At 75.0% G+C, this 14,363-nt stretch carries 11 protein-coding genes; 7 read left to right on the plus strand and 4 right to left on the minus strand.

Going from position 1 to position 14,363, the window contains the following annotated elements:
* Positions 1-73 precede the first annotated feature (73 nt).
* The 3 genes from AB0442_RS22020 to AB0442_RS22030 form a co-directional block, all read right to left on the minus strand.
* A complete protein-coding gene (locus AB0442_RS22020; RefSeq protein WP_366164680.1) occupies positions 74-847 on the minus strand; it encodes a VOC family protein in 774 nt (257 codons plus the stop codon).
* Positions 848-962: 115 nt separating this feature from the next.
* Positions 963-2,969, minus strand: a complete 2,007-nt coding sequence (locus AB0442_RS22025) for a carbamoyltransferase C-terminal domain-containing protein (protein ID WP_366164682.1) — start codon at positions 2,967-2,969, stop codon at positions 963-965.
* Positions 2,970-3,182: 213 nt separating this feature from the next.
* Positions 3,183-4,169 carry a helix-turn-helix transcriptional regulator gene (locus AB0442_RS22030; RefSeq protein WP_366164683.1) on the minus strand — a complete coding sequence of 329 codons (987 nt, stop codon included), beginning with the start codon at positions 4,167-4,169 and terminating at the stop codon, positions 3,183-3,185.
* A gap of 356 nt (positions 4,170-4,525) precedes the next feature.
* Here AB0442_RS22030 and AB0442_RS22035 point away from each other — a divergent pair, with 356 nt between their 5' ends.
* From AB0442_RS22035 to AB0442_RS22050, 4 genes are all read left to right on the plus strand, one after another.
* Complete coding sequence (locus AB0442_RS22035; RefSeq protein WP_366164685.1) at positions 4,526-4,768, plus strand: hypothetical protein; 243 nt, start codon at positions 4,526-4,528, stop codon at positions 4,766-4,768.
* 38 nt (positions 4,769-4,806) lie between these two features.
* Entirely contained in the window at positions 4,807-5,070 is a 264-nt protein-coding gene (locus AB0442_RS22040; protein ID WP_366164687.1) for a hypothetical protein, read from the plus strand.
* Positions 5,071-5,140: 70 nt separating this feature from the next.
* Positions 5,141-6,019, plus strand: coding sequence for a hypothetical protein (locus AB0442_RS22045; protein WP_366164688.1), 879 nt, complete (start codon positions 5,141-5,143; stop codon positions 6,017-6,019).
* Complete coding sequence (locus AB0442_RS22050; protein WP_366164690.1) at positions 5,953-6,672, plus strand: VOC family protein; 720 nt, start codon at positions 5,953-5,955, stop codon at positions 6,670-6,672. The genes AB0442_RS22045 and AB0442_RS22050 overlap by 67 nt, the downstream gene beginning before the upstream one ends.
* A 217-nt stretch (positions 6,673-6,889) precedes the next feature.
* Here the strand turns inward: AB0442_RS22050 and AB0442_RS22055 are convergent, their stop codons facing one another.
* A complete protein-coding gene (locus AB0442_RS22055) occupies positions 6,890-9,445 on the minus strand; it encodes an AAA family ATPase (RefSeq protein WP_366164691.1) in 2,556 nt (851 codons plus the stop codon).
* A 277-nt stretch (positions 9,446-9,722) separates the two neighbouring features.
* Here AB0442_RS22055 and AB0442_RS22060 point away from each other — a divergent pair, with 277 nt between their 5' ends.
* The 3 genes from AB0442_RS22060 to AB0442_RS22070 are packed head-to-tail and all read left to right on the plus strand — an operon-like array spanning position 9,723 to position 14,359.
* Positions 9,723-11,999 (plus strand): TOMM precursor leader peptide-binding protein, encoded by a 2,277-nt coding sequence (locus tag AB0442_RS22060; protein ID WP_366164693.1) that lies wholly within the window; start codon positions 9,723-9,725, stop codon positions 11,997-11,999.
* A 16-nt stretch (positions 12,000-12,015) separates the two neighbouring features.
* Entirely contained in the window at positions 12,016-13,524 is a 1,509-nt protein-coding gene (locus AB0442_RS22065) for a SagB family peptide dehydrogenase (RefSeq protein WP_366164695.1), read from the plus strand.
* Between the two features lie 22 nt (positions 13,525-13,546).
* Positions 13,547-14,359 (plus strand): HlyD family efflux transporter periplasmic adaptor subunit, encoded by an 813-nt coding sequence (locus tag AB0442_RS22070; protein ID WP_363545770.1) that lies wholly within the window; start codon positions 13,547-13,549, stop codon positions 14,357-14,359.
* Positions 14,360-14,363: the final 4 nt, after the last annotated feature.

A 14,363-nucleotide genomic window follows, 5' to 3' on the forward strand; every position in this document is an offset into this window, starting at 1 on the left:
GCCGATATGCCGCCCATTCGCGGTCCGGCGTGTTGGAGCCGTTCGGCGGGCGGCCGGCGGTGGCCGCGGCGGGTCAGGCCGGCGTGATGACGGCGAAGGCGGCACCCTGCGGGTCGGCGACCAGGGCGGAGCGGCCGGCCGGGCCGTCGGCGGGCGGGGCGAGGACGGTGCCGCCGGCCTTGACCAGGGCGTCGACCGTGCTGTCCGTGTCGTCGGCGGCGAACCAGACCCGCCAGTGCGAGGGGCAGCCCGGCGGATCCGTCTGCAGACCGGTGACCCCGCCGACCGTCCGGCCCTCGACCCGGATGCCGAGGTGGCCGGGCATGCCCGCGATCTCGGCGGTCTCCGCCCCGAAGACCGCTCCGAGGAACGCGGAGGCGGCCCCGACGTCGCTGGTGTGCAGGTCGTTCCAGGTGAGGGCGCCGGGCTCGTTGACGACGTGGGCGCCGAAGAAGTCCAGCGGTTGCCAGACCCCGAAGACGGCCCCGGTCGGGTCGCTGGCGACCAGCATCCGGCCGACGGTGCCGACGTCCACGGCCGGCATCAGCGTGGTGCCGCCGGCGGCGTCGACCGCGGCGCGGGTGGCGTCGGCGTCGTCGGTGGCCAGGTAGGTCGTCCAGACGACCGGTGGCGGCGGCTCGCCCGCGGGGACCGTCTGCGGGCCGATGCCGGCCACCGGACGGCCGTTCAGCGAGCAGATCGCGTAGCCGCCGAACTCGGCCGGCCCGACCTCGCCCTGCCAGCCGAACAGGTCGCGGTAGAAGTCGAGGGCGGCCTGCTGGTCCCCGGCCATCAGGTCGACCCAGCAGGGGGTGCCGGGCAGGTAGCGGGCGGTTACCTCGGGCATCGTGCCTCCCTGGGGACGGGTCCGGCCCCGTGCGCGCGGGGCGCCCCCTCGGACCACCCTTCCGGGTGACACCGCGGCCCGCCACCGGAGCGGGCCGCGGCATCGGCGGTGCCGGTCAGCGGCCGCGCCGCAGCGGGTTGATCACCCCGAACGCGCCGGTCAGGGTGGACGGGTCGACGAAGGAGCCGCCCGGGCCGTGGGTGCGCCGGAAGTTCTCGGCGAGGCCCGAGAAGGACGGGTCGACGGCGGCCCGGTAGGCGGCGAGCATGTTGACCCGCTCCGGGGTGGAGAGCTCGCGTTCGGCGCGCAGCTCGTGGCTGCGGGACAGGTGGTACATGCCCTCGACGGTGTAGCCGGCGTCCAGCCAGCCCTGCCAGAGCGCGTCGCGGTCGTCCTCCTGCCCGGCGAAGTGGTGCAGGGCGCGCGGGCGGGGCTCGGTCGGGGCCGCGGCGGCGGGCAGCGGCTCGGTGCGCAGGGCGACCCGGCGGCCGCACAGGTAGAGCACGGCGACGCCCTTGCGGACGCAGAAGTTCAGCGCCTCGGCGGCCTGGTCGACGACCGCCTCGCCCTTGTCGTTCAGGGAGGTGTTGCAGAGCACCGGCACGCCGGTGGCGGCCCGGAAGGCGTCGAGTGCGCGGTGCAGCAGCGGGTTGGACGCGGCGGTGACGGTCTGGTGCCGGGCGGAGCCGTCCAGGTGCACGACCGCCGGGACGAGCGCCCGCACCTCGGGCCGGACCTGCACCGCCTCCAGCATGTACGGCGACTCGCGGTCGCAGGCGAACCAGTCGGCGGCGTGCTCGGCCATCACCATCGGGGCGACCGGGCGCCACCACTGGCGGCGCTTGTACTCGTTGAGGAGGTCCTTGACCTTGGTGGAACGCGGGTCGCCGAGCAGGCTGCGGTGGCCGAGGGCGCGCGGGCCGAGCTCGGCCCGGCCGTCGACCCAGGCCACGACGCCGTCGGAGACGTCGGAGACGAACTGCTCGGGGTCGAAGTCGGTGACGGAGGCGATCCAGGGGGCGAACTCGGCGAGCGCCTCCTCGGTGTCGCGCACCTCGCGGCCGAAGTAGGCGGAGTCGATCCGCAGTTCGGCGCCGTCCAGCAGGCCCGCGCCGTACAGGCCGAGCAGGCCGAGGCCGATGCCCTGGCCGGAGTCGTTGGCGCACGGCGGGGTGATCAGGCTGCGGAAGCCGAAGCGGTCCATCAGCAGCGTGTTGGTCGGGCAGTTGAGCGCGTAGCCGCCGGTGGTGGCGAGGTGGGTGTCCTCGGCGCGGATGCCGCCGGCCTCCAGCAGGCGCTCGACGTTGCGGATCGCGACCGCCTCGCAGCAGCGCTGGACGACCTTCATCACCGCGCTGCGCAGGTTGTCCTCGGCGCTGAGCGCCGGGTCGGGCGCGGCCCCGCCGAGCTGCCGCTCGGCCTCGGCGACGATCTCGCGGACGAGGTCGTGCGCGGCCTTCCACGGCTGGGTGGCCGAGCCGCCGAAGAACGTGACGTCCCGGACGCCGGCCTCCGCGTCGAAGGCGATCGAGGTCTCGGAGGCGGAGGCCAGCGCCATCAGCGAGCCCGGCTCCAGGCCGAAGACCGTCTCGGCGGCGGTGTAGAGCGGCCCGGGCGACTCCACCGGCAGGAAGGTGACGGCACCGGCCTTCACCACGCAGCCCGCGTACCAGTAGCGGTTGGGCCGGGTCTCCTGCGCGTAGTCCGGCAGCGCGTCGATGGCGAGGCCGACGATCTGCTCCTCGCGGAACAGCCGGGTGTCGCGCAGGATGCCGCTGAAGAGGTGGGCGAGGCTGTGCACCGGGAAGTCCTCGGCGCCGGACGGCTTGGGCACCGGGCGGTCGCCGGGCAGGCCGGGCGTGCCCCAGCAGGCGGTGACCTCGGCGGGGGTGAGCCCCTCCTCGGCGAGCAGGGCGGCCAGGAAGTCGGTGGCCCGCCCCTCGGTGTACAGCGGCCAGAAGTGGTGCTTCTGGCCGCTCACGCGCTCCAGCTCCCACACCCGGACCAGGTCGACGCGGTCGCCGTCGCGGCGCCAGAGCGCGACGTTCTGGTCGTGGCGCACCGAGAAGACCGCGCCCGGGCCGGGCGGGGTGAGATAGGCGGACAGGAAATGCTCGGCCACGGTTCCCTCTTTCCTCTGGCTGCCCGGACGAGGCGATTTCCCCCGGCGCCTGCGAACGACCCGGCCATTGGAACACCGGGCCGAGCGGCCGGTCCATGCTGAATTGCCGTGTTACGTACCGGCACTGACGTCTGTACGCATGTGCGTATCCGGTGGGGGAGAGCGATTTCAACGACCGTTCCGGTCGGCTTTGCCACGGATTTGCGCGCGGGGTCAGAGCCAGCCGCGGCGACCGGCGTACAGCCCGGCCTCGAAGCGGCTGCGGGCACCGAGCCGGTCCATCAGGTCGGCCATCATCCGGCGGACGGTGCGCAGCGACAGGCCGAGGTGCTTGCCGGCCGCCTCGTCGGTGTAGCCGCGGCCGAGCAGCCGGAGCAGTTCCTGCTCCTGCCGGGTCAGGCCCTGCTCGTCGCGCTCGCGCGGGGCGCCGAAGGGGGCGGCTTCGGCCCACACCTGCTCGAAGAGCGACACCAGCGCGGTGATCACACCGGTGGAGCTGATCTGCACGGCGCCCTTGCGGGTGTTGGCCGGGTCGATCGGCACCAGCGCCACCGACCGGTCGAAGATGATCATGCGCAGCGGCAGGGCGGGCACCGTCCGCACCTGGCCGCCGAGTTCGGTGAGCCATTCGGCGTGCCGGGTGGTGGCCCGGTCCTTGCGGACGCTGTCCAGGTAGATGGTGCGCATGACCACGCCCCGGCCCAGCGCCTGGCTGTTCAGGGGGCGACTGGCCTGCAGCGAGGTCGCGGACTGGGTGCCGCCGGGGCTGAACGACAGGCACTCGGAGGAGATCGAGGAGGTCAGCTCCTCCAGCCGGGCCTGGACGGTGGTCATCCCGATCAGCCGCTCGATCCGGTTGTTCTCCTCGCTCGCCGACTCGTCGCGGTACTCGGCGAGCAGCGCGGTGATGGCGGCCTGACCCTCCTCGAAGCGGAGCTGGTTCTCCTGCTGCAGCGACTCGTTGTACTGGAGCAGCGCGGGCAGGCCCACCCTCGGGTCGACCGGCCGCAGCCCGCCCGGATCCTCGCCGGGCACCTCGTCGGATGGTCTCAGCAGGCGGATCGCGGCCAGGTGGTCCAGCGCCGCACGCACCTGACCCTCCGTCAGGCCGAGCTTGCGCATCAGCCCCTCGACCCCGATCCGATGGTCGGTCAGCATGATCCTGTAGACCGCTTGCGCCGCGCTGTCGATCTCCTGCATCGTCGAACCCCACCTGCCGCCATGTCCCCGTCCCGGCGCTCGGCCGGGCATGATGCCGGTCGATCATGCCAGGGCCGGGACAGTCCGGACAACCGAATGGTCGGGGCAGCCCGAATCGGCCGCGATCACTTCGCGCATTCGCGTGGCACCAACCTGCCAGGCAGATCTTCATGCCGTCCTGAACACCTTCCGATACCTTCCGGGCTCCCGCAGACTTCTTGTTGTCGGGGGGGCCGCCGGGCCCCTCCGCCAGGACCGGCCGTAAAGCGCGGAACGTCATCACGGTTGGATGACGGAGCGTGATCGATGAATGGCCGTGTTCCCGCTTCCGAAGCAGCAATTCGCATGGGGGAATCATGCTTTCCTGTACCAGGTACGCCGGGTCGGCCCTGCTCGCGCTGGCCGTCTCCTTCGGGGTGCTGGCCGGCTCCGCCCAGGCCGCCCCGGGTCACCGTCCGTCGCCGACCGCCGGCACGGCCGCGGTCACCGCCACCGTCTCCGCCGAGATCGACACCGCGCTCGGCACGGTGCTGCCGGCGATCGAGCACGGCGCCCGACTGCCGAAGGTCGTCCTCAACGACGACATCCGCTGGGACTGATCCACCGTCAACCGGCCGGAGGCCGAACGAACGTGCACATGGCCACCGCCACCCTGGCCGGGCCGGCCTCCGGCGACGTCGTCGACGCCGCCCTGCTCGCCGCCCTGCTCCGCGCCACCGCCGAGGAGCACAGCGGACTCGAGCACCTGACCGTCGTCCCCCGTCCGGGCCGGACCGACGTGGTGCTCTTCTACACGGGCACCAGCCCCTGCGCCGCCGACGCGGCCGGCACCGACCTCTGCCGACGCGCACTGCGCGCCGCGGCCGAACTCGGCCGCTGGAATCTCTGCCAGGACGGGTGAGACCACCCTCCCACCCCGCCGTGCCGACCGGCCGACCGTCGGTGTGCGCAACGATCCGCCAGGAGATGCTGTGACGGTTATCGAGCCGATCGTGCTGAATTTCTTCGGCATCGACGTCGTCGTCGACGGCGCCGACCGGGACGCGGTCGCCTTCCACTTCGGTCCGCACACCGTCCGTCGGCCGCCCGCCCCCGACCACCTGCGGGTCGAGTTCGGCGGCACCGCCGGAACCGGCGAATTCCTCGTCCGCCGTGGCGACGGCACACCGCTGCTGCGGCGGGCCTTCCGCGGCTGGGGCAACGTGCCGCCGCCGCTGCCGCCGTTCGCGGTGCTGGCGGACCGCTTCCACCTCGTGCAGGCGGTGGTGCTCGCCCGGGGCGCCACCACCGTCGCCCTGATCGGCGGCCCCTACGCCGAGCAGGCCAACGTGGCGGCCGCCCTCGCGCACCGCTCCTGGGAGTTCGTCTCCGGCCGGATGCTCGTCGTGGACCGCCGCACCGGCCAGGTGCTGCCGTACCTGGCACCGCTGGAGGTGCGCGGCAGACCCGCCGGCTGGCTGCGCGGCGCCGGCCTGCCCGAAGGGCTCTGGCGCACCGTCACCTCGCCGACCGGCGCCGAGATCCTGCTGGTCCGGCCCGAATGCCTCGGACCGGTCGTCCCGGTGCGGGCCAGACCCGCCCCGCCGACCCTCGTCCGGCTCTGCCGCGGCACCGACGAAGGGGTCCGGCTGACCCCGTGGCGCGGCACCGTACCCGCCTGGCCGCCGGGGTCGGCCGGACTCCCGGCCGACCTGCCCGCCCACCGCCTGGAACTGCCGGGCGTGAGCGGCGCCGAGGAGGCGGCCGGGCTGATCGATCAGGGACTGACCCAGAAGGGCGAACCATGCCTCGACGTACCCGCTATTCCCCCGGCACGCCGTGCTGGGCTGACTGCATCACTCCGGACCTGACGGGCAGCCAGTCCTTCTACGCCGAACTCTTCGGCTGGGAGTACGTCCCCGAGACCCCCGGCTACCAACTGGCCCTCCTGCGCGGCGAGATCGTCGGCGGCTTCGGCGCCGCACCGGCCGGGACACCGCCGCGCGCCGCGTGGAACGTCTACCTGGCCACCAAGGACGCCGAACACACCTGCGCACTGGTCGGCCTGGCCGGCGGCCGGGTCGTCATGCCGCCCGTACCCGCCGGCGACAACGGCCGGCTCTTCCTCGCCGTCGACCCGGCCGGCGCCGCCGTCGGCTTCTGGGAGGGCCACCGGGCCGAAGGCGTGGTCGTCGCGGACGAACCGGGCGCCGTCAGCGGACACGAACTCCGCGTGCCGGACGCCACCCGGGCCGCCGCCTTCTACGGCGACCTCTTCGGCCACCGGACGGCACCCGGCGAGGAGGAACTGCACCTCGACGGCGCCCCCGTCGCCCGGCTCACCGAGGGCGACGCGGGCCGCCCGCTCTGGCTGCCCCACTTCGGCACCGCAGCCCCCGCGGACACCGCCCGGCTGGCCGTGGAACTCGGCGCCGAACCCGTCCGCCCCGCCGACGGCCGCCCCGGCCTGCCGGCCCTCCTCCGCGACCCGTGGGGCGCCGAATTCGGCCTGGTCCAGGCATAGCCGGCCGGCGGCGCGGGGACCTGCAAGGTTCACCCCAGGGGCGCGGGGAACTGCGCAGTCCGGGAACGGGCATCGTGACGAATTAGGGCCGAGCCCTGGTTCGTTCGTGCACCACATCCGGATTGCGCAGTTCCCCGCGCCCCTGTTTTGGTTGCTCTCGACTTGCCGCGTACACCGGCCCCGGGCTGCGCAGGTCCCCGCGCCCCTGGTGATGCCCTCAGAGGGCCTTGACCGCCGCGGCGAGTTCGGGGCGGCCCTTGATGGCGAGCTTGCGGTAGATGCGGCCGAGGTGGGTGTCGACCGTCCGCTTGCTGAGGCAGAGGCGTTCGGCGACCTCCAGGTTGCTGAGGCCCTGCAGCACCAGCTCGGTCACCCGTCGCTCGCTCGGCGTCAGCCGGACCGGTCCGGCGTCGCGGGTGCCGATGGCCGGGCCGCGGCCGTCCGCGGGCCGCGGCGGCCGGGCGTCCGCCCCGGGCAGCGGGTCGGCGGCGATGGTCCGGGCGGCGGCGTGTTCGCCGAGTGCCTGGTAGGCCTGGGCGGCGTGGGTGCGCCACGGCACGCAGGCCGGGTTGGCGATGCCGCGGGCGGCCAGCTGGTGCCCGCATTCGAGGAAGAGCCGCAGTGCTTCGGCGTGGTCGCCCCGGGCGGCGGCGAGGAGTCCGCGGGCCTCCAGCACCACGGCGCGCACCAGCGGGTGGGCGTCGGCGGGCAGGGCCGTTGCGGTGAGTGCGGCCGGGTCGGTGGGGCCGCCGCGGCGCAGTTGCGCGCGGGTCTTCAGGGCCCGCGCGGCGCAGGCGAGTTCGTCGGCGCGGACGCGGACGGCGAGCTGTTCGGCGCGTTCGGCGTCGGAGGCGGCCGCGTCGAGGTGACCCTGCCGGTGGGCGATGTCGGAGCGGGCGAGCAGGGCGAGTGCGGCCTCGCCGTGGTGGTTCCAGCGCTGGGCGGAGCGGACCACCCGGCCGGCCCAGGCGGCGGCTTCGTCGAGGCGGCCGCTCCAGGCGAAGGCCATGGCGGCGCCGAGCACGGCGACCCCGGCCTCGGCGGGCGAGGTGCCGCGCACCGCGCGGGCGGCGAGCCGGACGGCCCGTCGGGGTGTCCGGCCGCCGGCGGCGGTGGCCGCGGCCAGGGCGGCCGTGAGTGCCGTGCGGTCCGCCTCGCTGCCGCCGGCGCGCAGGGCCTCGACGGCGGGCCGCAGGGCGGCGTGCCCGCCGGCGAGCAGGGCCTGTGCGGTGAGCGCGGGCAGTTCGGGGGCGGTTTCGCCCGCGGCGGCGAGGGCGGCCGCGGTCTCCGCGAACGGGATGTCGGCGCCGGCCGGTCCGAGGGCGAGCAGCGGGTTGGCGAAGGGGGCGAGCAGGGCGGCGCGTTCGGCGGCCGGGGCGACCGCGCCGAGGCCGGCCGCGTAGCGGGCGCCGGCGGCGACGTCCCGGTGGAGTTCGACGGTGCCGAGCTGGCCGGTGAGGGCGCGGACGAGGTCCTCGTCGCGGGCCTCGGCGAGGGCGCGCTGCAGGTAGCGGGCGGCGTCGTCCCAGTGGCCGGCCGAGGCGGCCTCCCGGGCTGCGGTGCGGAGCACCGGCAGTGCCCAGTCCTGGCCGGTGGCGCCGGAGGACATCAGGTGTTCGGCGGTGCGGACGGCGGGGGCGCCGAGGCGTACCAGCAGCGCGGCGGCCCGCTGGTGCAGGGCGACCAGGACGGCCGGGTCGGTGCGGGCGAGCACGGCGGTGCGGACGATCTCGTGCCGGAAGCCCTCCGGCGGGCCGGGGTCGACCAGGTCGGTGCGGCGCAGTGCCTCGCGGGCCTCGTCGGCGAGCAGGTCGCCCTGGCCCATGAGCAGCGCGGCGGTGGCGAGGTCGGCGGCGGGGCCGAGCACGGCGAGGCCGGTGAGCAGCTCCATCGCCCGCGGGTGGGTGCCGCGCAGCCAGCTGAGGGTGGTGTCGGCGAGGGTGGCGGCTCCGGTGCGCAGGACGGCGTCGAAGTCGGGCGAGCCGGGGGAGGTCCGGTCGGCGAGCAGGCGGGCGGTGAGTTCGCCGAGCACCAGGGGGTTGCCGCGGGACAGGTCGTGGCAGACGGCGGCGAGTTCGGGGTCGACCGGGCCGGCGAACTCCTCGGCGAGCCGTTCGGCGGTGCAGCTGTCGCAGAGCGGCCCGGGGGCGACCGTCCGGGCGTGGCCGAGGACGCCGAGTTCGGCGGTGAGCGGGTCGGCTGCCTCGTCGGCGGTGGTGGCCAGCAGGGCGACGGGGAGGCCGTCGAGGCGGCGGGCGAGGTAGGAGAACCACTGCCGGGAGGCGTCGTCGGCGAGGTGCAGGTCGTCGATGGCCATGACGACCGGGGTGCGGCTGGTGAGCGACCTGGCCGCGTGGAAAAGGCTGTCGAGGACCTGCCGCCGTCCGTTTCCGGCCCCCCCGTCGCCGGATGCGTCCGCCCCGCCGGCCGAACTCCCGTCGGCGGCGTCCGGAAGTGCCCCGGCGAGGATTCTGCCGGGTGATTCCGCGGCGAATTCCGGTTGCGGCACGGCACCCGATCCTGACATGAACGGGTCAAAAAGCTGGCGGACGACGCCGTACGGGAAATCGCGCTCGTTGTCGTGGCAGCGGGCACGCAGCACGACCGCCTCGCCGGGCACCCGGGCGAGGGCCGCGCGCAGCAGCGCGGTCTTGCCGATGCCGCGCGGGCCGCGGATCAGCACCACGGCCGGGCTGCCGGCCCCCGCCTGCGCCACGGCCTCGGCCAGATCTGCCAGTTCGCGTTCCCGGTGCAGCAGACTCCCCGCCGACATGCTTCCCCCCGTGCGCCGCGGCCCCGCCCGTGCCGGGCCGGTGGTCCGCAAGCACACCAGTATCCCTGCGCCCGAGGGGCTGTCAACGCGGGCGGCGGCATACGTACACGACTACGTACCGGCGGAACGGAATACGCAATCGCCGGGGATGCGTAATCCCGTACCGGACACGAATTTGCAGTATGTACAGCCGTTTTGACGACATGTTCGAATGAACCGGCAGGGTCGCCCCGGCAATGCGCGGCGGCAGGTACTCACGGGAAAACGGGGGATGCACATGGAGCGTCCGCGGCTCAAGGCGCATTTTCTGAGCGACGTGGTGGACGACAAGGTCTTCCTGATCGGCGACGGCCAGGACTACATCGTCCCGGGCGCGGCCGCGGTACGGCTGCTGCCGCTGCTGGACGGCCGGCGCACCGTCGCCGAGATCCTCGGGGAGCTCGGCGCCTCGGTGCCGCTGGGCCAGGCGCTGACCGCGCTGCGCCGCTACGAGGCCGCCGGGCACCTCGCCGAGGGCCGCCCGGACCTGCCGGAGGAGGCGCTCGCCCACTGGGACGCCCAGGGCGTCGACCCGGCCGCGGTGCTCGCCGCCGCCGCGGCCACCGAGCTGCTGGTGGTGGCGCTCGGCGCCACCGACCCGGCTCCCGTGGTGGACGCGCTCGCCGCGACCGGCCTGCGTGCCAGGGCCGCCGGCGAGGACGAGGCGGTCGCCGCCGGCGGGGACGCCCTGGTGGTCGTGCTGACCGACGACTACCTCGACCCGGCGCTCGGCCGGATCAACACCGCCCGGCTCGCCGACGGCCGGCCCTGGCTGCTGGCCCGCCCGACCGGCACCAGCCCCTGGCTCGGCCCGCTGCTGCGCCCCGGCAGCACCGGCTGCTGGACCTGCATCGCCCAGCGGATCAGCGGCAACCGGCAGGTCCAGCGGTACCTGGCCGGCAAGCGCGGCGAGTCCGCCCCGCTGCACCCGGTGCGCTCGGCGATCCCCGCCGGTCCGGCCCTGCTCGGCCAGCTGCTCGCCGCCGAGGCAGGCCGGATCCTCGCCACCGGCGGCTCCGCCGCGCTCGACGGCCGGATGGTCAGCCTCGACCTGGGGACCCTGCAGACCACCGAGCACGCCCTCGTCCGGCAGCCGCAGTGCCCGAGCTGCGGCGACCCGGGCCTGATCGCCGAGCGCAGCCCCAAGGTGGTGCTGTCGCCGAGCCCGGCCCGGCACACCACGGACGGCGGATACCGCATCCAGGCGCCGGAGTTCACCTACGACCGGCTGAAGCACCACATCAGCCCGCAGCTCGGCGCGATCACCCGGCTGGGCGCGCACGAGGACACCGGCAACGGCATCACCTACAGCTTCACCGCCGGCCACAACTTCGCCATGGTGAACGACAACATGGACCTGCTGCGCCGCAACATGCGCGGCCAGAGCGGCGGCAAGGGCCGTTCGGAGATCCAGGCCAAGGTCAGCGCCGTCTGCGAGGCCATCGAGCGCTACTCGGCGGTGTGGCGCGGCGAGGAGCCGGTCGTCCGGGCCGCCTACCGGGACCTCGACCCGGCGGTCGCCGTCCACATGGACGACCTGCTGCTGTTCTCCGAGGCCCAGTTCGCGGGCCGCGCCGAGTGGAACGCCGTCCCGACGCACCGGCTGCACCTGGTGCCGGACCCCTTCCCGGTCGACGCCGAACTCGACTGGTCGCGCGCCTGGTCGCTCACCCACGACAGCGAGCGGCTGATCCCCTCCGGCTACGCCTGGTACGGCCACCCGGACCTCGCCGAGCACTTCTACTGCGTCGGCGACTCCAACGGCTGCGCCAGCGGCAACACCCTGGAGGAGGCGATCCTGCAGGGCTTCTGCGAGGTCGTCGAGCGGGACGCCGTCGCCCTGTGGTGGTACAACCGGCTGCCGCGCCCGGAGTTCGACCTGGACTCGCTGAACGACCCGTACGTGGCGACGATGCGCGCCTTCTACGACTCCGTCGACCGCGACCTGTGGGTCCTCGACCTCACCTCCGACCTGGGGGTGCCGACCTTCGCGGCGATCTCCCGCCGCCGGCACGAGGTCGAGGACGTGATGGTCGGCTTCGGCGCCCACCCGGACGCCCGGATCGCCGCGATCCGCGCGCTCACCGAGGTCAACCAGTTCCTGCCGTTCGTCGACCGCCGGGACGAGAACGGGGCCACCCTCTACCGCACCGACGACCTGGAGACCCTGGAGTGGTGCAGGACGGCCACGGTCGCCGCCGAGCCGTGGCTGCTGCCCGGCGAGGGCCTGCGGCCCACCGCCCTCGGCGACTTCACCCCGCCGGCCGGTGACGACCTCGCCGACCACGTCCGGGACTGCGTGGAGCGGGCCCGCGCCTGCGGCATCGAGGTCATCGTGCTCGACCAGAGCCGCCCCGACCTCGACCTCAGCGTGGTCAAGGTGATCGCCCCCGGCATGCGGCACTTCTGGCGCCGCCTCGCCCCGGGCCGGCTGTACGACGTGCCGGTGCGGCAGGGCGCGCTCGCCGCCCCGCACGCCGAGGAGCAGCTCAACCCGAAGAACGTCTTCTTCTAGGCCGCGGGGGCACACCATGACCACAGTTCTCGAACCCGCCGGGCAGGTCGCCGGCGCCCGCGCCGTCCGCCGGGTGCGGCTGCGCCGCGACGCCTCGGCCGCCCCGTCCGGGGCCCGCGGTCTGCGGCTCACCGCCCCGGTGGGCGCCCTCGACCTGCCCGACCTGCTGGCCGGTGCCCGCGAGGCGGTGGCCGCGCTGGCCGCCGGCGAGCGGACGGAGGAGGAGCTGGCCGCCCTGGTGGCCGGCCGGGACGGCGACGCCGGGCTGATGCGCTGGCAGCTGACCCGGCGCCGGCTCGGCCTGGCCGGCCTGCTGGAGCACGCGGTGCACCTGGCCGCGGAGGACGGCGAGGAGCCGCTGGCCCGGCTGCGGCCGATCGGCCGCGGCGCGGCCGAGCCCGGGCCGACCCCGGACCCGACCGGGCAGGTCAAGCTCTCCCGGTTCGCGTCCGCGGCGCCCGAGGACGGCGCGCTGCTGGTCCGCTCGCCGGGCAGCCCGCTCGCCGTCGAGCTCGGTCCGCGGGCCGCCGGGCTGCTGGCCGCGCTCGCCGACTGGACGACCCCGGCCGGGCTCGCCCGGCTGCCCGGGGAACTGCCGCTGGAGGCCGTCCGGCAGACCCTGCGGCTGTTCGCCGCCGCCGGGCTGCTGGCCTACGGCGCGCCGGGGCAGGAGCCGGAGGCGGACCAGCAGCGGTTCGCCCAGTGGGCCGCCGCCGACCTCGCCTTCCACTCCCGGACCCGGCGGCCGACCGCCTCGGCCGGCTACGGCGGCACCTACCGCTTCGGCGACCGGTTCGGGCCCGAGCCGGCCTCGCCTCCGCCGTTCCCCGGCGAGAAGGTCGCACTGGCCGTCCCGGACCTGGCGGCGGCGGCCCGGGCGGACCGGCCGTTCACCGAGGTGCTGGAGGAGCGGCGTTCCGTCCGCGAGCACGACGACGGGGCGCCGCTGACCGCGGACCGGCTCGGCGAGCTGCTCTACCGGGCGATGCGCCGCCGGCAGACCTTCACCGGCGGGGACGGTCAGGAGCTCGCCGACCGGCCGTACCCGAGCGGCGGGGCCGTCCACGAGCTGGAGGTCTACCCGCTGGTGACCAACTGCGCGGGGCTGCGGCCCGGACTGTGGCACTACGCCACCGACCGGCACGAGCTGGAGCTGGTCGCCGAGCCGTCCCCGGCCACTGCGGCGCTGGTCGCGAACGCCCGCGAGGCCGCCCTGATGAAGGCGGACCCGCAGGTGGTGCTGCTGGTCACCGCCCGCTTCGGCCGGGTGATGTGGAAGTACGAGACGGTCGCCTACCCGCTGATCCTCAAGCACGTGGGTGCGCTCTACCAGACGCTCTACCTGGTCGGCACCGCCATGGACCTCGCGGTGTGCGGCCTCGGCGGCGGCGACGCCGGCGACTTCGCGACCGCGAGCGGCATCGACTTCTTCACCGAGGGCACGGTCGGCGAACTGATCCTCGGCAGCAGGCCCGGCACGCTCCGCACCGACGTCGGCGTGCCCAGGAGAGAGACCAAGAGATGACGGACACGAGGGGGGTGGGCCGGTGAAGTTCCGTTTCAAGGCCCTGCAGCGGATGCGGGAGCCGGACGAGTTGGACTCGCCGACCCTGCTGGCGGCACCGCGGGGCTGGGTCGCGCTGTTCGTCGTGCTGATCACCATGAGCGCCGCCGTCCTGTGGACCTTCGCCGGCCGGATCCCGATCACCGTGGACGCCCCCGGCCTGCTCACCCGCCCGAGCGGCACCGCGCTGATCCAGAGCCCGTTCGCCGGGATGGTCCGCTCGGTGCTGACCCGGCCCGCCGACCAGGTGCGGCTCGGCCAGACCGTGGTGCGCATCGAGGACGCCGAGGGGCACAGCCGCGAGGTGACCAGCCCGTTCGGCGGCCACGTCGTCGGCCTGTCGGTGACGGACGGCCAGGTCGTCGCGCCCGGCGCGCCGATCGCCTCGGTCGAGCGCACCGACACCGCGCAGGACCGGATGGTCGCCATGGTCTTCGTGCCGGCCGCCCGGGCCACCGCGCTCGCCCCCGGCATGGACGTCGACCTGTCGGTGTCCACCGCCCCGGCCGGTGCCTTCGGCCTGCTGCGCGGCACGGTCAGCTCGGTCAGCCCGTACGCGCTCACCCGGGAGGCCGTCTCCGGCCTGGTCGGCGGCGACCTCGCCGCGCAGCGCTACCTGGACGGCTCGCCGCCGCGGTTGGTCGTGGTCGACCTGGTGCCCGACGCGGCCACCCGGACGGGCTTCGCCTGGACCTCGCAGAGCGGCCCGCCGACCCCGCTGACCACCCAGGTCTCGGTCACCGCCACGATCAACGTCGGCCGGCAGACCCCGTTCAACCTGATCCTCGGCCGCTGAGGGG

Source organism: Kitasatospora sp. NPDC085895, assembly GCF_040702125.1.
Classification (GTDB): Bacteria; Actinomycetota; Actinomycetes; order Streptomycetales; family Streptomycetaceae; genus Kitasatospora; species Kitasatospora arboriphila.